The 25146-nt window shown below is 58.9% G+C and carries 19 protein-coding genes and 1 pseudogene; 16 read left to right on the top strand and 4 right to left on the bottom strand.

Translation table 11 applies throughout. The features are described from left to right. Positions 1–279: 279 nt before the first annotated feature. On the bottom strand, positions 280–1725 hold the full coding sequence (locus A9K65_RS30480; RefSeq protein WP_064993324.1) for a M20 family metallopeptidase: 1446 nt from the start codon (positions 1723–1725) through the stop codon (positions 280–282). 132 nt (positions 1726–1857) lie between these two features. Then, complete coding sequence (locus A9K65_RS30470; protein ID WP_064993323.1) at positions 1858–3129, bottom strand: CapA family protein; 1272 nt, start codon at positions 3127–3129, stop codon at positions 1858–1860. Positions 3130–3618: 489 nt separating this feature from the next. On the opposite strand from A9K65_RS30470, the gene A9K65_RS30465 reads away from it, so the two are divergent. The 3 genes from A9K65_RS30465 (at position 3619) to A9K65_RS30455 (ending at position 5702) form a co-directional block, all read left to right on the top strand. Continuing rightward, complete coding sequence (locus tag A9K65_RS30465) at positions 3619–4584, top strand: LysR family transcriptional regulator (RefSeq protein ID WP_064993322.1); 966 nt, start codon at positions 3619–3621, stop codon at positions 4582–4584. 205 nt (positions 4585–4789) lie between these two features. Beyond that, the gene (locus A9K65_RS30460) at positions 4790–5134 is read left to right on the top strand and encodes a hypothetical protein (RefSeq protein WP_064993321.1); all 345 of its coding nucleotides are present in this window, start codon (positions 4790–4792) and stop codon (positions 5132–5134) included. 1 nt (position 5135) lies between these two features. After that, the gene (locus tag A9K65_RS30455) at positions 5136–5702 is read left to right on the top strand and encodes a DNA-binding protein (protein WP_064993320.1); all 567 of its coding nucleotides are present in this window, start codon (positions 5136–5138) and stop codon (positions 5700–5702) included. Between the two features lie 518 nt (positions 5703–6220). Here A9K65_RS30455 and A9K65_RS36215 read toward each other — a convergent pair. Further along, the gene (locus A9K65_RS36215) at positions 6221–6748 is read right to left on the bottom strand and encodes a 2Fe-2S iron-sulfur cluster-binding protein (RefSeq protein ID WP_318013636.1); all 528 of its coding nucleotides are present in this window, start codon (positions 6746–6748) and stop codon (positions 6221–6223) included. A 2388-nt stretch (positions 6749–9136) separates the two neighbouring features. Between A9K65_RS36215 and A9K65_RS30440 the strand changes: the two genes are divergently transcribed. The 7 genes and pseudogenes from A9K65_RS30440 to A9K65_RS36200 form a co-directional block, all read left to right on the top strand. After that, on the top strand, positions 9137–9454 hold the full coding sequence (locus tag A9K65_RS30440) for a hypothetical protein (protein WP_064993319.1): 318 nt from the start codon (positions 9137–9139) through the stop codon (positions 9452–9454). Positions 9455–9527: 73 nt separating this feature from the next. Next, positions 9528–10394: a hypothetical protein gene (locus tag A9K65_RS30435; protein ID WP_064993318.1), complete on the top strand. Its 867-nt coding sequence runs from the start codon at positions 9528–9530 to the stop codon at positions 10392–10394. Positions 10395–10627: 233 nt separating this feature from the next. Next, complete coding sequence (virD4, locus tag A9K65_RS30430) at positions 10628–12373, top strand: type IV secretion system ATPase VirD4 (RefSeq protein ID WP_064993317.1); 1746 nt, start codon at positions 10628–10630, stop codon at positions 12371–12373. A gap of 105 nt (positions 12374–12478) precedes the next feature. Then, positions 12479–15655 carry a Ulp1 family isopeptidase gene (locus A9K65_RS30425; protein ID WP_224655958.1) on the top strand — a complete coding sequence of 1059 codons (3177 nt, stop codon included), beginning with the start codon at positions 12479–12481 and terminating at the stop codon, positions 15653–15655. A gap of 249 nt (positions 15656–15904) precedes the next feature. Continuing rightward, a complete protein-coding gene (locus A9K65_RS36210) occupies positions 15905–16627 on the top strand; it encodes an IS66 family transposase zinc-finger binding domain-containing protein (RefSeq protein ID WP_245321939.1) in 723 nt (240 codons plus the stop codon). Next, on the top strand, positions 16518–17300 hold the full coding sequence (locus A9K65_RS36205; RefSeq protein WP_224655956.1) for a transposase: 783 nt from the start codon (positions 16518–16520) through the stop codon (positions 17298–17300). Before A9K65_RS36210 ends, A9K65_RS36205 begins: the two co-directional genes overlap by 110 nt. 30 nt (positions 17301–17330) lie before the next feature. Beyond that, positions 17331–17600: pseudogene (locus tag A9K65_RS36200) on the top strand (transposase); the annotation flags it as partial. Between the two features lie 102 nt (positions 17601–17702). Here the strand turns inward: A9K65_RS36200 and A9K65_RS30410 are convergent. Next, positions 17703–18428 carry a response regulator gene (locus A9K65_RS30410; protein WP_013533346.1) on the bottom strand — a complete coding sequence of 242 codons (726 nt, stop codon included), beginning with the start codon at positions 18426–18428 and terminating at the stop codon, positions 17703–17705. Positions 18429–19650: 1222 nt separating this feature from the next. On the opposite strand from A9K65_RS30410, the gene A9K65_RS30400 reads away from it, so the two are divergent. The 6 genes from A9K65_RS30400 to A9K65_RS30375 are packed head-to-tail and all read left to right on the top strand — an operon-like array spanning position 19651 to position 25142. Beyond that, a complete protein-coding gene (locus tag A9K65_RS30400; protein WP_064993315.1) occupies positions 19651–20424 on the top strand; it encodes a type IV secretion system lytic transglycosylase VirB1 in 774 nt (257 codons plus the stop codon). 14 nt (positions 20425–20438) lie between these two features. Continuing rightward, positions 20439–20804: a pilin major subunit VirB2 gene (gene virB2 / locus A9K65_RS30395; protein ID WP_013533343.1), complete on the top strand. Its 366-nt coding sequence runs from the start codon at positions 20439–20441 to the stop codon at positions 20802–20804. Continuing rightward, entirely contained in the window at positions 20804–21130 is a 327-nt protein-coding gene (locus tag A9K65_RS30390) for a type IV secretion system protein VirB3 (RefSeq protein WP_013533342.1), read from the top strand. The genes virB2 and A9K65_RS30390 overlap by 1 nt, the downstream gene beginning before the upstream one ends. Continuing rightward, positions 21130–23499, top strand: coding sequence for a VirB4 family type IV secretion/conjugal transfer ATPase (locus tag A9K65_RS30385; protein ID WP_064993314.1), 2370 nt, complete (start codon positions 21130–21132; stop codon positions 23497–23499). The genes A9K65_RS30390 and A9K65_RS30385 overlap by 1 nt, the downstream gene beginning before the upstream one ends. Before the next feature lie 13 nt (positions 23500–23512). Further along, on the top strand, positions 23513–24196 hold the full coding sequence (locus tag A9K65_RS30380) for a type IV secretion system protein VirB5 (RefSeq protein ID WP_064993313.1): 684 nt from the start codon (positions 23513–23515) through the stop codon (positions 24194–24196). Between the two features lie 58 nt (positions 24197–24254). Further along, positions 24255–25142 carry a type IV secretion system protein gene (locus tag A9K65_RS30375; protein WP_064993312.1) on the top strand — a complete coding sequence of 296 codons (888 nt, stop codon included), beginning with the start codon at positions 24255–24257 and terminating at the stop codon, positions 25140–25142. Positions 25143–25146: the final 4 nt, after the last annotated feature.

The raw sequence follows: 25146 nt of genomic DNA, 5'->3' as shown, positions 1-25146 counted from the left end.
GGCGCAGAGCTGGGGTGAGAAATTCATGAGAGGTGGCCGAGGCGAACCGCTACTTCAATACGGACCATTTGCGCGAGCGCAGAGAAGGAAAGGCCTGGGGACATTCATCGCTTGAACGCGCTGCGGTTCCCTGTTCTGCTAACCCCCGGGGCGCAGCAGACAGTCGATGTCATTGCGACGCCATTCGCGGAACTTGATGAACCCAACTGTGACGGAGCGTTGTCCGCCAGATAATGAAACTCTGCAAGCGAGGCCGCCGAGCGTAAGGTCTTCTTGCACCTATGCAAAAGCCGCTGCCTTACCGCGCAAGTTGTCGACCGTGATCTCGGGCGGAATTGGGCAAATGTAGCGTCGCCCGCCAGTACGCTCCTTCAATTCCGCTTTTGCCCGGGCGATAAGATCGGGATTGCGCAGGCAATCTGCCGCGGTGGTCGCCATTGCTTTCGCCGCGAGCACCATTCCTTTATGGGCTGCTGGCAGATTCCCTTGCGTGACGAGCTGCCAAGTGTGGAACGGCGTACCTATAGCGAAGCAGGCAGTGCTGCACTGAACCGTGGGCACGATCCAGCTCACGTCGCCGACGTCAGTGCTGCCCATCATCATCCCTTCGCGCGCAGGAATGGGAAGTAGCCCGTCATGCAGCACCTGGCTCGCCAGCGAACGGTCGTAGAGCGCAACGCTCGCCACAATCTCCTCGTTCGTAAACGCGTTCTTCCGCAGTTGTTCGGCGAAGGCATAATCCGTATCGTCGAAGCCCGGGCCGCCGAGGCGACTCATGTTTTCGTACATAACCTCCTGCAGCACTTTGTTAGGCAGAACGTTCGAGTTTGCATCCATGATCTGCACCTCAACGGTGGTTTCCGTCATCAGCGCGGCGCCATCGGCGATCTTCTTGACGCGCTGGAACAGGTGCTCTGCATCCGGCAAATGCGGCGAACGCACCAGGTAGAGTGATTCCGCAAAAGCCTGTACCACGTTCGGCGCATCGCCACCCGTATTCGTAACGGCATAGTGGACGCGCGCATCCGAGGCCATGTGCTCGCGCATGTAATTTACGCCCACATTCATCAGCTCCACCGCGTCGAGCGCGCTGCGGCCAAGATGGGGAGAAACCGCCGCATGCGACGCCTGACCCGTGAAGCGGAAGCTAGCCTGAATGCACGCGAGAAACGAGGTGGACTGCACCTCGTTGACGACGTTTGGATGCCAGCAGAAGGCGGCATCGAGATCATCGAAGAGACCGGCCCGTGCCATGAAAGTCTTGCCCGATCCGCTCTCTTCCGCCGGGCAGCCGTAATAGCGCACCGTGCCCGCGATGGCGCCCGATGCAAGCGCATCCTTCAAGGCCACGGCTGCGAGCGCAGATCCGGAACCGAGAAGATTGTGCCCGCAACCATGCCCAGATGCGCCCTCCGTGGTAGGCATGCGCTCGGTAATGCCCGAAACTTGCCCGAGAGCCGGCAGCGCATCGAACTCCCCCAGAAAACCGACTGTTGGGCTACCGCTTCCATGTTCCGCCACGAAGGCAGTGGCCATGCCGCAGAGCTTTTTGGTAATGCGAAAGCCCTCGTGCTCCAGCAAGGCGATCTGCTCGGCGACCGCGCGATGCTCCTCGAAGGCGAGTTCCGGCATGGCCCAGATGCGGTCGCTGAGCGCACAGTAGTCGGCGCTCTTGGTGTCCACGCGCCGGGCGATTTCATAGACGCCCAGCCCATCGTTATGCATGTTCGGTTCTCCTCATTGTCCAAATGCGCATTTGGAACCGTTCGGCTGTAAGGGGGCGCCCCGTCATCAGTGCATTGGCACTATACGACACGATCATCAGGATGCGGGCCAGGTTGACGTGCATGGACGACGCTACCTGTTGGCGGCGACCTCGACGCTGCGGGAATTAGCTTTTGGCAGAAGAACGCGAGCATCTTCCAGCACTATTTCGGTTCCATACTTTTGCGAGCGTCGAGATAGGTCTTCGAGCATTGAACCAGCCAGCTCTTTTGATGCGGGCACGGGCACAAGACGCTCATGATACCTGTTGCTGCTCAGCCGCTGCTCCCCTCCAATCACGATTGGAGCGAGGTCGATTGACTCCAAGTGGTTGTTGCCATCGAAGCTGCACGTCGCGACGATACTTTTCCAGATATCTGGTGAACTCCATTCGTCCTCACCTTCGGGTAGATGAAACAGGAAATTTCCCAATCCGTAGAAGATCGGAGCCCCGCGGTAGATTTCGATCGGCTGCAGCACCGGTGCGCCGTGGCTGGCGAACGCATTCGCTCCCGCATCAATGCAGGATCGCGCGAAGAATTGAACCCATTCGGGAACCTCGCGCCAATCTGGTTCCCAATGATGATGATGAAGATAGGCGATGACAAAGGCACCGGCCAACGAGGCCTTCCGGATTGCGGCGAGCTGACCTCGTAAACTTTGCTCGTTGAAGATGATCCTTCGGCAGTTCTCGGAGGATCGGCGAAAAATGGTTCCGTAAAAGTCGATTTCATCGGACGATGTCAGTTCGCGAGGATCGTCCGGCTGCGTGTAGGTTCCGCGCTCCATAGAGTTGCTTAAAAACGTTTCCTGAATGGAACGCAGGTTCGCGAATTTCTCATCGTCAACCTCGAATACCCGCGAGACATCGAGTTTGTTCACCCCCGGTCGAGCGGGACGGGTACCTGCCGCATTGTCAGCGTACATTGTGGCTGGCCCTGGTCCGGCATCCATCGCGATGAGGGCGACCTTCCTCTTGCCGAGTTGCTTGATGCCGGCTTTGCTCGCGTCACTGGCGTCAACGCCAATTCCTGCACGCAGAAACTCACGCTCGTCTACTTCCTCAAGTGTCGAAAGCACTCCTGCGGGCCCAAGATCGAACGCATGATTATTGGAAAGAGCCAGTGCGCTAAAGCCAATATCCTTCAAATTATCCAACACGACAGGTGGAGAGCACTGGAAATAGGTGCCTTTCATCGGCCACCCACCATGCCGGCCGAGAATCGTGGTTTCTAAATTCGTGAATGAGGCATCGGCTTGCCGGATCAGTTCTTTGATCGTGGCGAAGCCGTCGTCCGATACATGCCGAATATCGTGGTAGATGAGGGACTGTCCGGTGAGGGCGAGGGTGAACGGCGAAGGCATGATTGAGTATCAACCCCTGTATGGGCAAATGTCATTAGCGGCCACTTTTTGTGGCAACCGATCGACTGCGGAGAAAGTGTTGGCTAGTTCCTTGATCCGGTAAGGATCGGCCGTGCGGATTTACGACAAGCGCGGGTAGTTGGTTGCGGGTGCGCAACGTCCGAGCTGGGGTCGGAACAGTTCCTGCCAGAGGCACGGAAATACGAATGCCGCATATGTGCTTTTCTAACGTTATAGTCCGCAATTTTTAGAGCTGTGTCCCCTGTGTTCGATTGTGAACTATCCGCTCTGCCAGGGGATGGGTGTTGCTGCATGCGTCATGTCAGCGTTCTCTCTGATGCGTCTGATCCACTGGTTTTGTTACGCCAGACGATGGGGAGAATCGGGAAAATGGTCAATTTATTAAGTTTTTGTGACACCCTATTAATTTTACTGATATAGCGGCCAAACGGAGCTCTGGCCCTGCGGCCACCAATTCGGACAAAGGCAATGGAAGAGATTTCCGGCCGAAACAGCAAGGCTGGGTTCAGGTCCGCTCAGATTTTTCGGGAGATCATGAGGACCGGTTCTACGAGGCGGGCCGCCCGAGAACTCGGGATTACCCAGTCGGCCGTAAGCCAGCATCTCAAGTTGTTTGAAGAAGCTGTTGGTGAGAAGCTTTTTGCGCGAGATCCCCGCGGCCTTGTTCCAACCACGCGCGCCATCGAAATTTACAACCGCATAGACAGATACTTTGAGACCCTCGGCCACATCGAGAGGGAAATCACCGATTCTTTCAGCGCCAAGCGAAACCTCCTGACGATTGCCGCACCGCATATATTCTCGTTGAGACTCATCCCCAAAATAATTCTTGCGCTAAATAATCTAGATTCGACTCTAGAATTTCATTATAGGGCCCAGCGATACGACGAGATAGCACAAAGCGTTGTGACGGGAGAGGCCGATATCGGGATTTCCCGACTGCCGTTAGATGAACGCTTCTTTGAGTGGAAGATAGTCGCCGAAAGCAAGAGTGTCTGCGTGTTGCAACCCGACCATCGCCTTGCTGAAAAGGACATCATAACTGTTGACGACCTCTCAGGGGAGCCCCTTATCGTTCTAGAGAGAGAATACACTTCTAACAAATTGGGCCTATTGACATACGGGCGGAGAGAACTTCCTTTATTGCCGAAGGTTCATTCGGACACAATAGGCTTGGATGCTTCCTTTGTCGCATATGGTATAGGTATTGCAATAGATAATGAATTTGTTGCACAGCAATATCAAATGTTTGATGTGAAAATCGTTCCTTTTGAGCCGTCAGCGAGATACGACTACGTGGTATTTTGGCGCCGCGGCAGCGATAATATTTCGCAAACGTCGCCAATTGTGGATACTTTCGTGGAGGTGATCCACCGTGAACAATCGTTCGGGCGTGAGGGGCCCAAAGCGGCTTTCCACCCCCATAGCATCTAATGCCGGAAAAATTGTACCTGAGTGGCTGTTTCGGTCGATTGCAGCGGTGACATCCCTACTTCGTGACATCCCTCCTTTTGGAGAGCTTCAGCACGCAATTCCGGGTGCCAACAACCGCCCTTTGTCTTGGTGCATTTGAAAAATTCACCTTGCCTGCTATGTTGTCTAGAATCCATTTTTGTTAAACGGACCTGAGGGAACCCCTATGACGAAGACAGCTGTACGGATGCGTCGCGGCCAAGGGCCAGTGGGCAAGCGGACGAGAACCCATCCCAAGCTGGCTGAGAAATTGCAGATGCGTCGATTGGCCAGGATTAACGCGGTCCTGCAGAGGGCGGAAGAATCTGGCCTGCGCGCTGAGAAGGACGGCAGGATTGCGGGGCGGGTGAGTGCTAATCTAATCAAGAAAGCCAAGGCTCGAACCGGATTGACGTCTGATACCGAGCTCGTCGAATTTGCATTGGCCAATGTGGCTCTGGAAGACAACTTCGCCGAGACCTTCAGGAAAACACGGGGGACTGTGGATCCGACGCTGAAGCTCGGATTCTGAATTGGCCGATTTCGACTTTGGTGCGGCCTTAAGGTGGTCGCGATTTGATCCTCAAAAAACCTTGAGCCGCCGCCCCGACACGGAGCTGCCGATCATCGGCAACCTCGGCGGGGCGGGGCAAGAACTGCTGCTGGACACCTGCGTCTATATCGACGGTTTGCAAGGCCGGGCGCCTGACGCAGTTGCCGACCTCCTCGATGTCAGGCAGGTCAACCATAGCACCGTAGCGATCCAGGAGCTGATGCACACTGTAGGCGTGCTTGATCCGAAACACTCGGGCACGAGTAAAGCTGTCAAGCAGATCGGGAGCATGATCAAGGACATGCCGTCCCATCGGGTTTTTGCACCAGATCCCGATGTCTTGGGCCGAGCCGCCCTTCTCTCAGGAATGCTGTGTCGCCTCCAGGGCTACAAGCATGATTCCAAGCTTCGGGCGCTTCAAGACTGCGTGCTGTTCCTGCATGCGCAGAAAATGGGATTTTCCGTTCTAACGGGCAACGTCAGTGATTTCGACTATTTGCTGCAGTTAATTCCGAAGGGTCGGGTTTTGATGTATCGGCCAATCTGAGTATAGCCGCCTTCCGCGCTTCTGGGCGAAGGCGGCAATGACTTGGCCACCTTCCGCAGTCGCCTGACCCGGGACTCCCATTCGCCCATGCAGGACGGCTCGAAGACCTGCGGCAGCCCTGGTCCGTTCCAAAAGCTCAATGCCAGACTTTCGTTATCGACAGGCAGGCCGCAGCATAATTTGGATGGGTCAAAGCGTCCAGATTGTCCATAGCCGATCTTAACTGTTCTTCCCAATCAATGTGACGAGAGACAATTCGGTCAGAAACTCCAATCCTCTCGCTGACAGGAGCTAGTGCCATCGAACGGGTCACACAGGCGGTTCAAGTGCGTACGAACTGAGCCAAGGAAGAGCTTTGCTCACTTCGAGGGAATTCGTTGACTCTGCAAACCGTGCGGCAGCCGATCAGGCGCTGCAAGTCGACCAGATGCGTGCCGCAGGCCAATCGAGGAACGCTTCATCGCCGGATTTCAGTCTGTACCAGGCCGGGCGTGCTCAGGATCACGTGACGGACCGCCTCATGGTAACGGACCTAACCAGTGCAACGACAACGGCGCAAGCGCCTGCTCGATCGTGCTTTCGACATCCGCCCTGTGGACCGGCTTCTCTTTGAGACGCTCAACCAGCACGGTTGCACCGGTGACAAAGCCCGGAGTGCAATAGCCGCACTGGAATGAAAAACGTTCGACGAAGGCCTTATCGCGGAGAGCCGGACGACATCGCCATTCGCGTCGCGTTCGGCATGCCCTTCTTATGTGCGGACGGACTTGCCATCGAAGAAATGCGCTGCGGTGATGCAGCTGCGGATCTGACGGTAACGTCCTTCCGGGTCCTCGAGAATGATCGCGCACGCGTGGCAGATGCCTTGGCCGCAGCCAAGCCGCGATCCCGTAAGGTTGAGATATTCGTGCAGGAAGTCGCACCTCCGATGTCTGTGTCCAGACCCCGACATCCCTGGCATGCGGCAGGCAATACCGGTTCCAGTTCCGGTCGGGTCCGTCCTCATAGAGCGGCAAAGCCTCGAGCAGGGCGTGGCCGACGCCCATGGCCAGGCTGCCTTGGAGCTGACACGAGACGAGTTCCGGCACGATTTGGTGCCGCCTTCGAGGATGGAATGATGCGAAAGGAGCTTCACGTCCCCCTGAGGCGGTGTCCACTGCGACTGCTGCGATCGTCGCCACGCCCGCGTAACAGGTGCCGGCGGCGTTCTGGCGCTGTACCGGCGGATAGAAGACTTGGCTGTTGGCGCCGCTTTCCGAACTGGTCAAAGCGCGCCAGCTGGTTTGAAGGCACTGATGACCTGCGGCGGCTTCCATTTTCTCGAGCGGCGCTCGCCTCACCTAGTACTCCCGACATTCCGGCATCGCTGACAAACGGCGCGGCCTTGCCCGGTCATGAAAGCGGCCTTGCCCGGTCATGAAAATCGCGGGCGTCTCTAACGCCGCAAGATTGAAGCGCATGACTTCTGCTTCGGATCCGCATGTCCTGACTGATCTGTCCTCTGTTGAGCCTTCAGAAGGAGATGGCCGAACTCCTCGCAGCCGAGCCGCGCCTGCTGGCTTGCGATTGTGTGTCGCCCCGCGTCCCGCCGAATTGACTTTGCGCGCTTTTCCCTTCCTGAAATCCGGCCACACTGACCGGGCGACTAATTTTCACAGCCAGGATAGCCTCCCATCTGCACAGCTCCCGCCAAACCCAGCAGCGCTAGGCGCTTTCCGAAACGTCCAGTCACGTTTTCAACGCGCGTGTTGGAAACGGTGAATCGTCGACACATTTCCGCCACGGTTTAGCCGCGCCGAAGCCACAATTTCCCACGACATAGCCGGCGTTGCCCTAGACGGTTCGGTCCGGCACCGGCTCAACAAGCCCCCCGCCCTAGGGTCAGTGCCGGATCGAACCACCCTCTTCTTGCGGGACACAGGTCCGAGCCTGAATGTGCTCAGCAGAAGTAAGCTGGTCCACTTCATGGCGAGGCGGTCTCCCAATCGCACAGGGCTGCAAACACCTGCACAGCAATAATGGTTTGCGGCGCGCATCGGCTTGAGGCGACTTAGGCCAGCTCTACGATGCTTTAGTGTGCGACTCATTCAAAGTAGCAAACTGACGCTAGTCAGAAAGCAAGCCTGCATACCGGTCGGCGCTGTCGATGCTCCTATAATAGTTGGTGTCTTCAACCGTGCCTGATTATCCTACGATCTCATCGACTTGCAGTGATCCTGTTAGATCTCGGTCGCTGCGCCTCGGCTCTGGCTGCAGATCGGCTCACTATTCCCATAGGCCGAAATAAGTTGGAACCGCGTCCCGGACTTCCCCACGTGAAAACACGCTGACCGTCGATGTTGCTCTCCACGTGCGGTCGCCCGCCCAGGATGTGAAATGCAGCTTTGCAGGATCGAAGGCGCGGGCCACGCAATGTATCCCTCTCATGTTCGTCCCTGCGATTGCTCTCCTTGTATCGCGGATCCATGCAGCGTTTGTGGATCATCTGCCGCACTAAGTGTGCCAAGAGAAAAAGCCTCTGACTAAACCGTTGTGGGCCGCCCATGCCATCCGAACCCGACATTGTTCCACAGCCGACACTGACGTCCTGGCTGGCCTAGGGCGTGGGACCTGAAGTTGCGACCACGAGCACAGAGCCGGCTCGGCGACGAGGCGAGGGCCATCGGCAAAAAGAGTAACAAACACCGTGTTGCACATGCACGCTGGAGAATACTTGATGGCGGTCGGATTCACTCCGTCAGGCGTGACAGTTAGCGTATCGTTTGCCTTCGCATCGCGCGGAAGTGTGCGTGCTCAGAGCGTAATAGCGCCGCGATCGCGACGGTAACCTGAAAACTCCTTGAGCCTTGATAAGGCGCTCAATTCGAGCTTGTGCCCAAGAACAGGCCTGTCGGCCAGGACGGCTGCGTGCGCGAGTCATGCCATCGCGTCTGCGCTTCGGCGCCACTTGAACCCTCCTTTATCCCCTTGCATCCGATCGAGGTGCAGCTGAAGAAACTGACCGTCTTTGCGTAACTGAAGTTTTCCTGAGTCCTGCATCGTCGTGGGGCGGGGAAGGAGAGGGGATGTTGCAGCCAAAGCAAGTAATGTCGATGGTGCGCCTGCATCAATGCGGTTGGAGCGCAAGGCTGCGTGGCCATTGCAGCTGGTCATGTTGCTGCGGAGCTGGCGCTGAATAGGCCGTCCGTTCCGGGGTGACTGCGCCAGGCGACCTCCCGTTGAGAAAACCCCGGGCACGAAGGCGTTGAACATGTCGCTGTCGCCCAGCTGACGGTTGACTCGCCAGCGGCTGGGGCTAACGCCGGGCACTCATAGGCGACAGGCGGCCGGGCCGAGAAGGGGCGGCATTGTGCGATGCCGCGCTGCCCGCCAGCGCGATTTTTCCCGCCCGTCCTTTGCACCTCGCCTGTCACCGGCCCCGTCGCGAGATTGCCATGAGCCTGCAGCAGGAAGGCCGGATGGTGGCAAAGCGCGGTGGTGCTATTGGCGGCCGCGCAAATTGCCGGGCCGCGGCTGATCAGCCGGAGCGGGCGGTGGTCGTTGTAGCAACGCTCGATCATCCACCCTGCGCTCAAAGGAGAAGCTGCCGCGAGGATATCACCCCGGGCTCTTGCAACGACCGGAAGGAGGAGGCGACAGAGCCGGGGCGTACCATTCATGCGCTTTGGCAGAAGTCACTCACGGCATTTGATGCCAGCCTCGTCATCTTGGCTGGGACGAGACTGGAACCTTCTGCCAGACTACAACTGTAACACCATATCGGTTCAGCAGGTCAGGCTTGGGTGATAACCTCATGCGTAGAATAACGACTTTGGAGACCGAGCAATGGATCGCGATAACAAACGGGCACGCGCAGCTGCAAGTTCATCCCAAGCCAGGGAACAAGCCAGGGAACCCTCTACCATCCTGTCCCTTACAGAGGGGCCATTAACGCAGGTAGCAGAACGGCTGGTAACCGCTAACCCGCGCGATACAGCGCGAAACCTTGCAGGCTTCAAAGGCCTCGGGAAGGAAGCGCGAACAGCCATTCGGGGTACTCAACCCGGGCAAGAAACTGAACTCGCAAAATTTGAAAGGCGGGGCAATCAGCTCGGACGATCAGCCGTCGAGCTGACTTGGAAGCTGACATCCGAATTGGGGTACCGGCCGGACAACGTTGCATTGGAGCAAGTCAGAGCGGTCAGCAATATAGCCAATTACCTAACGCCACACATGCAAGATGCTGTTGTCAATCGCATTGGCAACATGGATCCGGCCTCGCAAGCTCTCGGAGCTCTTAACGTTGCGCCCAACTTCGGCAAGTTCAATAACGAAAACCAATCTCGCATTCTTGATCAAGCCGTTGAATTGATGTCTGATCCGAACGGCAACATCAGGATGGTGGCACAGAATGCAATTATCCAGGCGTATCACCAGATGGATCCAAATCAGCAGGCCCAAGCTCACGCAGTTCCCGGCCTGGAACCCCTCTTGCGGCAAATGCCTCCGCCGCAGCATGCAGAGGAACGGCATGCGGATCTGGACGCCCACATAGCAGGCCTTGAGGCTGCGGTTCATGCGACAGGCACGCAAATCTCCTATGAACAGCTGCAGCGGGGTGGTCTAGTAGGGCAGGCCATAAACCGCAGCTACAGTCAGGCCCGAGCGGACCTGCAGGAGTCCACCAGGAACAGGGATCGCGGGGGCCGTTGAGATCTCGGCAACAGTAGACGCTTTCTCTCCCGAATTGCGTTCACGGCCTGGCTGTTTCCAAGTCGCTGGCCGTTGACGCACTAACTTGTGTAACTTTCAAAAAACCACGTCTGCCGGGTGGTGCGATGCAACCATTGCGCCACCCGCCTCGGCATCGATCTGTCGAGCGGCGACATCACGACGTCGGTTCGGTGTCTGAAGCCGCACCATGAGCTGCGGCAGGCAATGGAACAATGCCTTCAACCAAAACGACGACCCCCAACATAGCCGTTAGCATCGCCTGCTCGCTCGCCGTGGGGTTCTGTGCGGCAAGTCTGTACGCAACCTTCCTCCACGGCGGTGGCGGCGAGGCCTTGATGGCGTTTGATGTCCGTGCCTTTTGGTTTGAGACGCCCTTCTATCTGGGTTTCGCAACCCCCGTCTTCTATCGGGGCGCGGCTATCGTGCTCTCGACATCCGCGGTCGTCTTGCTGATTCAGCAGGTCGTATTGCGCCGCAAGCTCGAACACCACGGGACGGCTCGTTGGGCTCGAGTGGATGAAATGCGACGCACCGGATATCTGCGACGATACCGTGGCGTGAAAGGACCGGTATTTGGGAAGACGAGTGGCCCTTTCTGGCCTGGTTACTACCTGACCAATGGCGAGCAGCCTCACAGCCTCATCGTTGCACCGACCCGCGCTGGCAAGGGCGTCGGCGTAGTCATTCCAACGCTACTTACATTCAAAGGCTCAGTGATAGCTCTGGACGTCAAGGGGGAGCTCTTCGAGCTCACCTCGAGGGCGCGCAAAGCCGCAGGCGATGACGTGTTCAAATTCGCGCCGCTGGATTCGGAGCGGCGCACGAACTGCTACAATCCACTGTTGGACCTTATTGCGCTGCCTCCACAGCTCCAATTCACCGAAGCCCGCCGCTTGGCCGCAAACCTGATTACGGCCAAGGGGGAAGGCGCGGAAGGTTTCGTCAGCGGCGCGCGAGATATCTTTGTCGCGGGGATCCTTGCCTGCATCGAGCGGGGCACGCCGACAATCGGCGCCGTCTATGATCTCTTCGCCCAGCCGGGGGAAAAGTTTAAGCTCTTCGCGCAACTCGCCATGGAGACGCGAAACAAAGAGGCTCAACGCATCTTCGACGACATGGCCGGGAACGACACAAAAATCCTGACCTCCTACACTTCCGTGCTCGGCGATGGCGGGCTCAATCTCTGGGCGGATCCCGCTGTTAAGGCGGCCACAAGTCGCTCGGACTTTTCGGTCTATGATCTTCGCCGTCGCCGAACGTGCATCTATCTTTGTGTTGGTCCAAACGACCTTGAGGTGATCGCGCCTCTGATACGCTTGTTTTTTCAGCAAATCGTTTCAATTCTACAGCGGTCGCTGCCCCGCCCGGAGGAAAAGCACGAGGTTCTCTTCCTGCTCGATGAGTTCAAGCACTTGGGTAAGCTGGAGGCGATCGAGACCGCAATTACGACTATCGCGGGCTACAAGGGGCGTTTCATGCTCATCATCCAAAGCCTTTCGGCACTGACAGGGGCTTATGGAGAGGCTGGCAAGCAGAATTTTCTCAGCAATACCGGCCTGCAAGTGTTCATGGCAACGGCCGATGATGAGACCCCGAACTACATTTCCAAAGCCATCGGTGAATACACGTTTGAAGCCAAATCGATTTCCTACAGCCAGGCGCGAAGATTCGACTGGAACATTCAGAATTCGCATCAAGGTGCACCGCTGTTGCGTCCCGAACAGGTTCGGCTGCTCGACGACGACTACGAGATCGTTCTCATCAAAGGTCTGCCACCATTGCAATTGAGGAAGGTGCGATATTTTTCGGACCGCATTCTGAAACGCATCTTTGAAGGCCAGACAGGCGCCCTCCCGGAGCCGGCACCGTTGACGGAAGCAGAGGAGGAACTCTCCACAGACTTTCGACTCGATGAGCCGCCGCGTGGATTGGCGCAGGAATTTAACGATACCGTTTGATGTGAGGCTAGTGTGGACCCGCGAAAAAATCCATCCCGTGCAACAGCTTTGCCGCAGGACGCCGGCTTGGAAGGGCGGCAAGCGGGCGAGGCCCGGCGAGTGAGCGTGGCGCAGCAAGTGGCCGAGGCGTTCCGGCCGATGTTCGATGATCGAGCCGACGAGGCGCACAATGAAGGGGCCGTTCTGCGAGTGGAACAGGGGCTCCGCGACGTGCTTCACCAAGAGCAGGATGATCAAGCCGCTCAGCCAATCGTAACAGCCAGCCAACAGCAGATCCGACCCTTGTCGGATGCGCTTGACCAGGGCAACCACCGGCCACAGTTGGTCATCGTCAATGGTGAACATTTCACAGCGCTGTGGCCAGCGGAGAGGCTGGCGGCCCTGAATGCGCGGCAAGCCGTCGCCCTTCACCAGCAGCCGAGCCAAATCGGCCATTCGGGCGGCCGCGTGCCGATGCAGCCCCTCATGCAGCGGTTGGCTGAATTGCCATTGGCAGGGCTACCCGTTCAAGGCGCAAGGGCCGAACACATCAGAAGGATGCATGTGCAGGCCGCGCCCTCCGCAAAATTTGAAGCGCCCTCCGCTGCGATCGGGAGCTCCATAACCGTCTCGTTCGCCCTCCCCAAAGGCGTCTCCCATGGAACTCAACGCGTCCCACAGGCGATGCTCTCTTCCTCGGACCGCGATGGCCGCTTGCCTGATGCGGGTCCGGCCCGGCAAGTGGGCATTGAGCAGCACGTGGCCGCGCCGCGCCGCTCCAATCCGGCTCCTGTCGCGCCTCGAGTACGTCGTGACCCCAGCTATCGCCATGTGTCCGACGAACACTGGAACGTTATTGATAAGGCGATCGCCCAGGCTGCGGCTTCTCAGCAAGGCTATAGCAAGAGTAGGCTTCAAGCTCACGCTTATTCGCTTCGCCGATTAGCGAATCATTTCGGCGAGCGCGGCCAAGCGAATGATCTAACAAATCACCAATCCCTGGTCGACCACCTCGATACTTTCTTTCCGGACTACCCTGATATGAAGACGGCGTTGAACGTCCTGCGTGCGTATCATGAGCCGGACTATTCAGTTGCTGACCGGCCGGTGCCCGCAAAGGCGGACGCGCACCTCCTGGAAAAAGCGGCCGGTGACAGCGGGTTGGCTTCAAGCACCCGTGTTATCTATAGTCGTAGTCTTCGCAAATTTTCTGCGGCGCTTAACAAACAGGGTCAGACGATCACTGGGCTGGATCACAATGAGCGGGCGAAAATCGCCGAGAGCTTGTACCCAAACGATCGCTATCTCAGCCACGCGCTAGAGCGGATTCGCAAAGCGGACTCATACGCGCTTGCCAAGGCGAACCTATCGCTGTTCGATGATCGAGCCGACGTGGTGCCAACCAATACAGAGGCGCTTGTGCGAATCGAGCAGGGGTTGCACGGCGCGCTCCAGGAAGGGCAGAATGATCAAGCCGCCTCGTCTTTTTTCAACAACCCAAGCACGCCCGCTGGACGGGATAACCTCAACACAAGCATGTCGGACGCTTTCGCAAACTCTGGATGGGCCGGAGTTCAGGCCGCCGCTCCGCCAGTCCTAGCTGCCAGCCAACAGCAGATACAGCCCTTGCCGGATGCGCTTGATCAGGGCGCCCACCGGCCACCCCGGTGGGTCGCCACCAACAATGAACATTCCACAGCGCTGTGGCCAGCGGAGAGGCTGACGGCCCTGAATACGCCGCAAGTCGTCGCCTTTCAGCAGCAGCCGAGCCAAATCGGCAATTCAGGCGGCCGCGTGCCAATGCAGCCCCCCATGCAGCAGTTCGGTGAATTGCCCTTGGCTGGGATACCCGTTCCAGGCACAGGGGCCGAGCCCATCAGAAGGACGCAGCGGGCCGCGCCCTCCGCAAGGTCTGAGGCGCCCCCCGCGGCGATCGAGGACTTTATAGACCTTTCGTCCGCAGTCCCCGACGGCTTCTCCCATGGGACTCAACGCCTCCCAGAGGCGATGCTCCCTTTGCTGAATCACCATGGCCTCTTGCCGGATGCCGACAAGCCGGAATGGAACTTCGATATCAAAGGTCACGGCTACACCGCCCTGACGCCGGAGGGCGGCAACGCCGTTTGGCTCGTCCATCGCGGTGCGATGAGGGAAGCTGCAGCGGCAGCAGTACCGGCAAGGGCTCCAGAACCCGCCTTGCCAGCGACGCAGTCGGACACCTATCGCGGTGTTCCGTTGGTCGATCTGACCACCTCCTCCGAGGCACACATCGCAGCCCTTCCGTCAGGCTCGTTCAACCTCCCCGAAGGGGCGGTGCTCGGCCCCGACCTGCTGGGTGACGCCCATATCAGCAGGGATTACCAGTTGCTGGCGCAGAGCCTGCAGATGCACCACCCAGCACTCGCCGCCCGAACGCGGCTTGTGGATTCCTTGGTCTCCCAGCAACTGCGCCGTCACGACCGGGACCCGGACCCCATAGTGCTGTCCATCTATCATCAAAACGACGTCGCAGCCGACTTCGTGTTCCTGCCTGTGAACAGTGGCGATCCCATGGCTGCGGCGGGGAATGATGGACGCAACGAGCATTGGTCGCTGCTGCTCGTAGATCGCAGCGACCGGGATAAAGCGGTTGCCTATCACTACGACTCCATCCGTCGTCGCGATGGACTGCCATACAATGACGCGCCTGCACGAGAGCTCGCAGCCAGACTGGACGTGACCACCGTGGTGACACCCGCCATGGCCCTGCAGAACAACGGTGTTGATTGCGGCGTGTTCGTGGTGGACGGCACGCGCTCCCTGGTTGAGAGATTGGCGAACCAGGACTTGCCAGACCCGCAGCGGCCGCTGCACCTCGAGGCCCTCGTCCCCGATCGGCAGGCGCTGCAAAACCGACTGTGGCAGGGGCGCTTGCCCCACGAGGTTGCAAGCCCCGCGGAAGTGTTTGGAGCAGCCGGGTCGCAGGTGCGACACGCGGTGTTGCAAGCGCAGCAAGCCCGACAAGTCGCGCCAGCCTCGTTTGAACGGCACGTGAGCAGGACTCGCCACGTCCAGGCCGAGCTGACGAGTGCACTTGAAAGGAGCAACCGCGTGAACAGCGGGGGAGTCATCATAAACAATGAACACTACACAGCGCTGTTGACACCGGCGAAGAGGCAGAGGACTGAAAATCCGCAAATCCTCAGCACGGAGCGGCAAGCGCGTGCAGCAAACACGTCGTCCATCAGGCAAGACCCCGATCAAGCCCGAGCGGACCTCATGACTTCCTACAGAAGCAGAGAGCGCTCCGACGCGGGGCGTTGAGCTCGATGGCCGCGATGAAGCAGAACAGCTCTTTTGGCGACCACGTCCCAACAGCTGGCTGCGCAGGCCGGCTCGAGGTTCTGGACGGTCGGACGGGACGGCGGGTGCGCTCGGAGGCCGACAGAGCCCGGATTGCCGCCGAGAGCCTGATGCCGGAGGTGCAGGTGGCGGCGGTCGCCCGCAAGCATGGCGCGACCCACCGATTGGCGGCGTCGCCTTCGTCAGGGACAACTGGCACTGCCAGAAAGCATGGCGCCGATGTTCGCGCCGCTGATGGTGGATGAATCGTCGGCGCCTCAGCGGACGATGAGGCCACCGAAATCGGCGCAAGCGACCCTGGCCGAGCGCCAGGCTGCCTTGGCTAAATCCGAAGAGGCGCGGCGTCGCCTGGAGACCATCGTCGGTCAGCTCAATCACGAGAAGTTCGGCGCCAGGTCCGAGAAGCTGCATCCCGATCAATACCACCTGCCGCTCGAAGACGTGGAGATCGCGCAGGGCGTGCTCGACGCCGCGCAGGAAAGGGCGCAGCGGGTCATCCAGGGTCGTTCGGACGGCGCGTCCGGTTCACGCCCGCGCAACCGTGGTCACTTGCCGGCTCATCTGCCGCGAGTGGAACGGATCATCGAGCCCAGAGCACGCTGTGCCCCTGCGGCTGCGGCGAGATGGCTAAGGATCGGCGAGGATGTCAGCGAGCGGCTCGACGCGATCCCGGCGCAGTTGCGCGTGCTGGTCAGGCGCCGCCCGAAATACGCTTGCCGGCGCTGCTCGAGCGCGGTCGTGCAGGCGCATGCGCCCGAGCATATCGTGTCCGGCGGCCTGCCGACCGAGGCGCTAATCGCCCAGGTCATCGTCGCCAAGTTCGGTGGTCATTTGCCGTTCTACCGGCAGGCCGAAATCTACGCCCGCCAGGGGCATCCAACTGGATCGCGCCACACTGGGCAATTGGGCAGGCCGGGCCTGCTTCCATCTTAAGCCGAAGCCCAGGCATCTGTCTGACGCGGATCGCCTGTTCATTGACGCCTATGAGGGCTATGACCGGCTGAGATGCCTGGAACGGCCGCAACGACCGTGGCTGCTCGTCCATTGCTGGAGCCGCCTGCGCCGACGGTTTGTGAAGCTGGCGCGTAACACCAAGTCCCCGATCGCCGAAGCGGCGATACGCCAGATCGCGGCGCTCTACGCCATCGAGCCACCAGTGCGCGGCATCGCCTCAAGTCCGGCTTGCCGCTCGACAGGATTATTCCGCGCCGATCATCGCCGCCCTGAAACATGGTTCGAAAAGCAACTGTCGATGATCTCCTCCGGCTCCAGGTTGGCGGAAGACACCCGCTATGGGCTCGCTCACTGGGAGGGGCTCACCCGCTTCCTCGACGACGGCCGGCTCCAGCCCGACACCAACCCAGTCGAAAACGCCATCCGTCCAGTATGCGCGACCAGAAAAAATGCTCTGTTTGCTGGCCATGAAGTTGCGGCCGAAAACTGGGCACAGCTCTCATCCGTCGTGGCCACCTGCAGGCTCAACGACGTCAATCCCGTTGCCTACCTCGCCGAAACTCTCGACGCCATCATCAACGGCCATCCGCAGAGCCAGATCGAGGAACTCATGCCCTGGCGATTCCGGAAAACGTCAAGCCCAAATCCATAGGCGATCGGCGAGGCGCTTACGCTCGACAGGCGATACACACTTCTCAAATTGGGTCTCTCGCGCTTCGTTGGGAGGGTCGCATCGCGATCGACAGCAACACCGTCGAGCGCTCAATCCGTGCGATCGGGCTCAAACGACAAGAACGCGCGCTTCGCTGGCTCGAACTGCGGTGCCGAAATAAGGGGCGGTGATTGCATCGCTGAGACCCGCAAGCTCAATGGTGTCCAGCCACTCGGCTATCTCGCCGCCGTCCTCACCAGCATCGTCAACAGCCATCCCAACAGCCAGATCGACGACCTACGCCTTTGGCCTGTACCCCGGCGCCGAGCTAAAGGCCGTGGCCTGAGAACACCGCTTTGGCTTGATCAGCCTCCTTGTCAGCAATCGCCAGAATCGCCCCTGTCACGCGGCCAAGGTGCCTCCGTAGCTAACGTCCACGTCAGCGTTGAAGAAGTACCCCGCACCACGACTCGTCTTGACCAGGCGAGGATTGGCCGCATCAGCCTCGAGCTTCCGGCGCAAGCGCAAGATCAGGACATCGATACTTCGATCGTAGACCTCTTCACCACGCACACGGCTCGCGAGCAAAAGCCGTTCTCTGGATAGTACGCTGCGGGGGTTCTCCAGGAACGCGATCAGGAGATTGAACTCACATGCGGTAAGCTTGACCTCGCCACGCTCTGCACAGATCAGCCGCCGCTGTTTGACGCTGAGCTTCCAAGCTCCAAACCGGAATGAGCGATGATCTTTCGTTCGCGGACTGGAAATGCGCTGGCGTAGCGCTACGCGAATGCGGGCCAGGAACTCGCGCAGGCCGAAAGGCTTGGGAATGAAATCGGTTGCGCCGAGCTCCAGTGCAACGACTTTTTCGGCCTCATCGAGCCGGTCGCCGCTGATCACTATGATAGGCAAATCCGATTTTGTCGCCAGCTTGCGGACGATCGCAAGCCCATCCTCACGGCCCAGGTTGAGGTCAACGACCACAAGGTCGACCGGCTCATGAGATAGGACGTGGTTGAACTGCTTGCTATCGTTGACTGCAGTCACCTTCAAGGCATGCATCATGAGATACTCGGCGATGAGGCGTCGCATTGCGGCATCATCGTCAATGACAAGAACATGTTTCAACGGCTCACCTTCAATCTTGAATCCCCTTGATTCCAAAGCTGTTGCCCGGCAACCTTCTGGATCGACCCACCACAGCTGCCCCCGCTGCCACGCGCCGTTGCGTGCGGCCAATGTGAGGCCGTTGCTCGTCATGGTCTTTCATCCACAGCCAAATGACCGCATCAAGTCAGTCCGTGACCAGGAGACCAGGTCCAGTCGCCGGCATGACCCTGCCGTGGGATCCTTCAGCTCAAGCTCGAGCTCACCTGCAGGCCCGGCAACAGCACTCGACTTCGACGGCACGGACGCCCAGTTTCCTGACGTGTCCTTGAGTCGCCGCGGTTCTGGCGACGGCGGAGCTGCATCAACTCGAAATCCTGCCGCTCGTGCGTCCGGGCTCCGAAGCGGTGGCGGAGCGCGGCGTTTGATTGATCGCAGAGGCGGTGGCGCAAGAGCGGCCGTGTCGCTGCTGTAGCCTTGGGCCATGGTATGTCTCCTTCCAAGCGAGTTCTTCCGGGGGGAGGGGCCCGGCGTTCCAAACCCTGGTCCGCGCGACCGGCAGGTCGGTTGCGGTTACGGTTCCGAGCTAGCATTTATCAGTTGAACGCGACACCTCCCTTTGAGCTGGTCACTATTCTCGGCAGCGGCCTCGGACGCCGCCAAATGGGGTGCGGCTCGCCGAACAGCTGAATCAGGCTCGCACCAAGATGGGCTGCGCTGCTGCGTTTCCGCGCCCCGCGGACAGCCCCATCCAGCCAGCGCAGACGAGCTCGCGCGATGGACCTGCCCGTGCGGGGCCGCGCATGGCTGTCTCTTAAAGAGCTGGCAGCATACCGCAACGTGGGCACCGGCGCCTTCTTCGGTCCTCTCGCTGGACCGACCCACGGCATCCGCAGCCTGGACTAGCCTCCATTTTCTCCTTGATTCGACCTTGGCAGAAGATTCCATCACCATCCTGCCGCCGAAGCCGCGGATTACAGTCCAAAAGCAACAGGCGACCGGGACGGGCAATCCCGCACAGGACTCGTCGTACCAAGATCCTTTGCATGTCGCTGCTGGCTAATCGGATCCGCCAACCCGTGCTTGCGCAAGATGCTCACCCACACTGCCACGATCAAGGTCTTTGTTTCAGTTGAAGCCGAAAAGCTGAACTTGAACATCACACAGTAACAAACCGCCCCGATAAGCGTGTTCCGGACAGGGCCAGAACCCGTCGGGCGGCTTGGAAAGGTAGGTGATAGGAATGTTTATTGCAGTTTGGCCGCTGGCCATCGTTCTGTTGACATCCATGTCACTCCCAGCCGAGCCCGCGCCACTTTCGCCCCGTGAGTTCCACCGCCTGTCGCGCAAATGCGCTCCCTGGGTCGCGCCGTCCACCCTTGCCGCGATTGCCAAGATTGAAAGTGGCTTTGAAACGCTGGTGGCTCATGACAACACCACAGGTGAGCAGCTTCGCTGGATAGACCACCTGCAAGCCACGCGGGGCATCAAGGACCGACTCGAAGCACAACATTCCGTCGATGTTGGATTGATGCAAATAAACAGCAACAACTTTCCCACGCTCAATCTCACGCCGGAAAAGGCATTCGAGCCCTGCGCCTCGCTTTCGGCCGCCGCCCACTTGCTTGAAAGCCGGTATGCCGGCGGCACGACTGCCCCAGCGCAGCAACTGGCGCTTCGCCGTGCCATCTCGGCCTATAACACGGGTGACGTCACGCGTGGCTTTGCCAACGGTTATGTACGCAAGGTCGAGTTGGCCGCAAAGGACATGTCAGAGACAACGCAGGAGCCGACCGCCCAAGATGCGCCACACCTTGAGGCACCGGGTCGGAAAGCAGTGCCGCCTCTGCTCCAGCTGAACCAAAAGGCCAACCAAAAGCAGCCCCGCCAAAATTCCTGGGCCATCTGGGGCTCCTATCAGACAAACCGCTCCGGGGCCGATCCCTCCGGTCCGACAGACAGCCGGGCTGCCGATGAGCGGGAACCCTCGAACCCGAACAAACTCGTATTCGATTGAAACATGGAGATACAATGATCAAGCCACTCAAAATACTTCGTGCGCTTAAAACGCGTGTTCCTTCGCCTTTTTCCATGCTGCGAATGGCGGCTGAATACGCGCCGGCCGCTGCTGCGGGCGTGGCGTGGACGGTCTTCTCCAGCGGGCCGGCCGCGGCACAGGTGACCGGAGGGACGGATCCCGCCAAGATGGTCCAGAATATCTGCACCTTCATACTTGGTCCCTTCGGACAATCACTGGCCGTGCTCGGACTCGTGGCCATCGGGATCTCCTGGATGTTCGGTCGTGCTTCACTTGGCCTGGTTGCGGGTGTCGTTGGAGGAATCGTCATCATGTTTGGCGCCAGCTTCCTGGGCAAGGCGCTGATAGGCGCCGGCTGATGAGCGACCGGCTGGAAGTGAGCACCCTCTATGTGGCGGCGACACGCCCCGCACTGTTTTTGGGGGTGCCGCTGACGCTGGCCGGAGCGCTCATGATGTTGGCGGGACTCGTCATCATCATCCTTAAGAACCCGCTCTATGAAGTCGTGCTCGTGCCACTCTGGTTCGGAGCACGGCTGATTGTTGAGCGTGACTATAACGCCGCAAGCGTGGCGTTTCTCTATTTGCAGACCGCCGGCAGAAGCGTGGATGGGTCGGTCTGGGGCGGGGCGAGCGTCAGCGCGAATCCGATCAGAGTGCCGAAGCGCGGAAGAGGAATGGTGTGATGTTTGGCGCCAGTGGCAGGACCGAGAGATCTGGCGAGATCTATCTTCCGTATGTCGGTCATCTGAGCGACCAGGTTGTCCTTCTGGAAGACGGATCGATTATGGCCATGGCACATCTGAACGGGCTGCCATTTGATTTGGAAGACGCTGAGATGCGCAACTCGCGCTGCCGCGCGTTCAACACTCTCTTGCGCAACATCGCCGACGACAATGTCACGCTGTACGCCCATCTTGTGCGAAACAACGATGTGCCGGAGCCGGCATCGCGCCAGTTTCAAAGTGCATTCGCTGGCAGTCTGAGCGAGGCGTATGAGAGCCGTGTCCTGTCGGGCAAGCTCTTTCGCAACGACCATTTCCTCACTGTCGTCGTGTTCCCCCGCACCGCAATCGGCAAGATCGGCTGGCGTAGCGCAAAATCGTCCAGACGCAATGACAACGATCTGGCCACACAAATGCGAAGCCTGGAAGACCTCTGGCAGATCATTGCTGGCTCACTGGGCGGTTACGGTCTGCGCCGGTTGGGTGTTCGTGAGAAAGGCGACGTGCTCTTCACGGAAATCGGTGAGGCGCTTCGGTTGATAATGACGTGCCGGTTTCTTCCGGTTCCGATGGTTAGCGGCTCACTCGGCGCCTCGATCTACACTGACCAGGTCATCTGCGGGAAGCGGGCGCTTGAGATTCGACGGCCCGGGGGCAGCTCGGTGGGGTCATTGTTTTCGTTCCGTGAATATCCGGCGACGACGCGGCCCGGCATGCTAAATCCCTTGCTGTCGGCCAACTTCCCGCTTGTGCTCAGCCAGAGCTTTTCCTTCCTCACTCGGCCCCAAGCTCATGCGAAGCTTAGCCTTAAGTCCAGCCAGATGACGAGCGCCGGCGACAAGGCTCTCACCCAGATCAATGAACTTGCCGAAGCAGAGGACGCACTGGCAAGCAACGAGTTCGTCATGGGTTCGCATCATCTGAGCCTGTGCGTCTATGCCGAGAGCCTCAACAGCCTTGCAGATCGCGCAGCAAATGCCCGCGGAAGGCTGGCCGATGCGGGCGCCGTCATCGTCCAAGAGGGTATCGGTATGGAGGCCGCGTACTGGTCCCAACTTCCGGGGAACAACAGGTGGCGCACACGCCCCGGGGCCATCACCTCGCACAATTTTGCCGGGCTTGTGTCATTTGAGAACTTCCCAAACGGTTCCGCATCCGGCCACTGGGGCAAAGCTGTTGCGCGCTTCCGCACGAACGGTGGAACTTCTTTCGACTACATCCCCCATGAGAATGACGTGGGCATGACGGCGATATTCGGGCCAGTCGGCAAAGGCAAGACGACGCTGATGACCTTTATCCTCGCGATGCTTGAGCAAAGCGTGGTCGATCGCGATGGTGCCATCGTCTTTTTCGATAAGGACCGGGGTGGTGAACTGCTGGTGCGGGCCACGGGGGGGACATATCTAGCCTTGCGCAGAGGCGCTCCGAGCGGCTTGGCCCCTCTGCGTGGACTGGACAACACCTCCGCCTCGTTGGACTTTCTGCGCGAATGGTTGATGGCCCTTATCGAGAGTGACGGCCGCGGTCCGATCTCGCCGGAGGAAAGCCGTCGACTAGAACGTGGCATTGTTCGTCAACTTTCGTTCGAACCCGTGATGCGCTCAATTGCGGGCCTGCGCGAATTCCTGCTGCACGGCCCCTCCGAGGGCGCAGGAGCACGGCTGCAGCGGTGGTGTAGAGGGAATGCGCTTGGATGGGCCTTTGACGGCGATGTCGACGAAGTAAGGCTTGATGCCTCCATCACCGGCTTCGACATGACGCAGCTCCTGGAATATGAGGAGGTCTGTGCGCCGGCCGCCGCATATCTTCTGCACCGCGTGGGCGCCGTTGTCGATGGCCGTCGGTTCGTCATGAGCTGCGACGAATTTCGCTTCTATCTGCTCAACCCGCAGTTCTCGGCTGTTATCGACAAGTTCTTGCTCACCGTCCGCAAGAACAACGGGATGTTGATACTTGCAACGCAGCAGCCCGAACACGTGCTGGAATCGCCGCTGGGAGCCAGTCTCGTTGCGCAATGCATGACGAAGATTTTCTACCCGTCACCGACGGCGGACCGGGCTGCGTATGTCGATGGTTTGAAGTGCACCACGCAGGAGTTCGAGGCGATCCGCCACGGAATGGCAATTGGCAGCCGCAAGTTTTTGCTCAAGCGCGACAGCGGGAGTGTTGTTTGCGAATTCGACCTTGGCCAGATGCGCGAGTACGTAGCCGTACTCTCGGGGCGGGCCAACACCGTGCGCTTTGCCGACCAGCTTCGTGACCAGCACGGAGATGCCCCAAGCGGGTGGCTCGACGAGTTCATGGCTCGTTACCACGAAGTTCAAGACTGAAGGAGGAATATTCATGAGATTTGCCAAGCTTGCAGTGACGACGCTTGCTGTTTCCTTTCTGCTTAGCACACAGGCCAGGTCGCAATTTATCGTCAGCGACCCGGCATTGACAGTACAAGCGGGACTAACAGCGGGTTCCACTGCGGCGATGCTTATAAAATCGGCTCAGACGCTCGCTACCACGATCGAAATGGTAGAGATACTGAAGTCGTCATTTGCTGTCACGGGACTGCTGGGCGCACTGAACCAGGGAAACCACTACCCATCGAGCAATAAGCTGGACGGGCAGATGTTTGATGCTCGGGCGCCGGTTTCGACCATGGCGCGTACCATTGTGCAAGACCCAACCCGGAGAGTCACCGGCACCGATTCAGAAGCGAAACTGTTAGAGGAGCAAATCACTGGTGCCGCCAATGCGGCAGCTCTTGCAGCCGACACTCTGGACGTAATGGACAAGCGCCTTAAGGCTAACGACAACACGCCTGGTCAGCTTTCGCGCTCGCGAAATATTGTGCAGGCCACCGTGACCAACGGTCTGGTCCTCAAGCAGATTCACGATGCGGTCATCCAAAATGTCGAGGCCACGAGTCTGCTGACGATGACCACTGCACAAGGCAGCCTTCACGCCGTGGAGGAGGCCGCCACGCAGCGTCGCGAGCGCCAGGACACCGCCAAGATGTTTGGCACACTGCCGTGAACCACGCAAAGTTCGTCCGGCTCAACTGGGCTGATCAGGGACAAATCAGGCTCAGGCCATGAATTTCAAGATTGCCGCGCCATTCACGGCCATACACACGATCTTTGATCTGGCCTTTACCTCAGGGCTGCACAACGTGCTTGAAAAGATCCAAGAGGCGGTCAGCGCACCTCTGGTCGCGTGTGTAACGCTTTGGATAATAATACAAGGCTGTCTGGTCATGCGCGGTCAAGTCGATGCGCGCGGGAGTATCTCGCGCGTAATCATGGTGTCGATTGTCGTTGCCCTGATCTTGGACCAGTCCAACTACCAGCAGTACATTGAAACGTTCTTCGACGACACGATTCCAAGGTTTGCTCACCATATAAGTAGCAGCGACTTGCCATTCGTCGATATTCCTCGGAAGCTAGACTTTATGTTTGCTGCAAGTCAGTATGCTTTTCAGATGATTGCTTCCGAAATTGGGACAATGAATGGCCAGGACATACTTGCCTTCCAGGGAGCGCAATGGATTTTCTACGGCTCGCTGTGGACGGCGTTCGAGATCTACGATGCCGTTGGAATTCTGACGAAGCTGCTCTTGGCGATCGGACCCCTGGTCCTTGTCGGCTACCTTTTTGATCGCACGCGAGACATGGCCACCAGATGGATCGGCCAACTGCTCTCGTACGGGCTGCTGCTTCTCCTTCTCAACATCGTTGCGACGATAGTTATTGCGGCCGAAGCAGTCTCGCTGACAGCAATGCTTATCATAATCAAAATGTCGGGCACGACAGCAGCCAAGATCATCGGGCTTTACGAGCTCGACATGCTCTTCCTCGCTGGCGACGCTCTGATCATCGCGCTTCCGACGATCGCCAGCAGCATCGCCGGCGGCTCTTTGGCAGGCGAGAACCGACCTCTTAGCAACCTCAACCGCTACTTTGCCAAAACGGCGGGTGGTTAATCAA

Origin of the sequence: Mesorhizobium sp. WSM1497, assembly GCF_001672455.2 — a bacterium.
Lineage (GTDB): Bacteria > Pseudomonadota > Alphaproteobacteria > Rhizobiales > Rhizobiaceae > Mesorhizobium > Mesorhizobium ciceri.
This window is presented reverse-complemented; position numbering and strand designations above follow the sequence as displayed.

What these genes read in the sequence shown, in the direction of transcription:
- A9K65_RS30435 (WP_064993318.1), top strand. Translation starts at nt 9,528, where the DNA reads ATGGATCGCGATAACAAACGGGCACGCGCAGCTGCAAGTTCATCCCAA.
- A9K65_RS30385 (WP_064993314.1), top strand. Translation starts at nt 21,130, where the DNA reads ATGTTTGGCGCCAGTGGCAGGACCGAGAGATCTGGCGAGATCTATCTT.
- virB2 (WP_013533343.1), top strand. Translation starts at nt 20,439, where the DNA reads ATGATCAAGCCACTCAAAATACTTCGTGCGCTTAAAACGCGTGTTCCT.
- A9K65_RS30380 (WP_064993313.1), top strand. Translation starts at nt 23,513, where the DNA reads ATGAGATTTGCCAAGCTTGCAGTGACGACGCTTGCTGTTTCCTTTCTG.
- A9K65_RS30465 (WP_064993322.1), top strand. Translation starts at nt 3,619, where the DNA reads ATGGAAGAGATTTCCGGCCGAAACAGCAAGGCTGGGTTCAGGTCCGCT.
- A9K65_RS30480 (WP_064993324.1), bottom strand. Translation starts at nt 1,725, where the DNA reads ATGCATAACGATGGGCTGGGCGTCTATGAAATCGCCCGGCGCGTGGAC.
- A9K65_RS36210 (WP_245321939.1), top strand. Translation starts at nt 15,905, where the DNA reads ATGGCGCCGATGTTCGCGCCGCTGATGGTGGATGAATCGTCGGCGCCT.
- A9K65_RS30460 (WP_064993321.1), top strand. Translation starts at nt 4,790, where the DNA reads ATGACGAAGACAGCTGTACGGATGCGTCGCGGCCAAGGGCCAGTGGGC.
- virD4 (WP_064993317.1), top strand. Translation starts at nt 10,628, where the DNA reads ATGCCTTCAACCAAAACGACGACCCCCAACATAGCCGTTAGCATCGCC.
- A9K65_RS30390 (WP_013533342.1), top strand. Translation starts at nt 20,804, where the DNA reads ATGAGCGACCGGCTGGAAGTGAGCACCCTCTATGTGGCGGCGACACGC.
- A9K65_RS36215 (WP_318013636.1), bottom strand. Translation starts at nt 6,748, where the DNA reads ATGGGCGTCGGCCACGCCCTGCTCGAGGCTTTGCCGCTCTATGAGGAC.
- A9K65_RS30440 (WP_064993319.1), top strand. Translation starts at nt 9,137, where the DNA reads ATGAGCCTGCAGCAGGAAGGCCGGATGGTGGCAAAGCGCGGTGGTGCT.
- A9K65_RS30470 (WP_064993323.1), bottom strand. Translation starts at nt 3,129, where the DNA reads ATGCCTTCGCCGTTCACCCTCGCCCTCACCGGACAGTCCCTCATCTAC.
- A9K65_RS30375 (WP_064993312.1), top strand. Translation starts at nt 24,255, where the DNA reads ATGAATTTCAAGATTGCCGCGCCATTCACGGCCATACACACGATCTTT.
- A9K65_RS30400 (WP_064993315.1), top strand. Translation starts at nt 19,651, where the DNA reads ATGTTTATTGCAGTTTGGCCGCTGGCCATCGTTCTGTTGACATCCATG.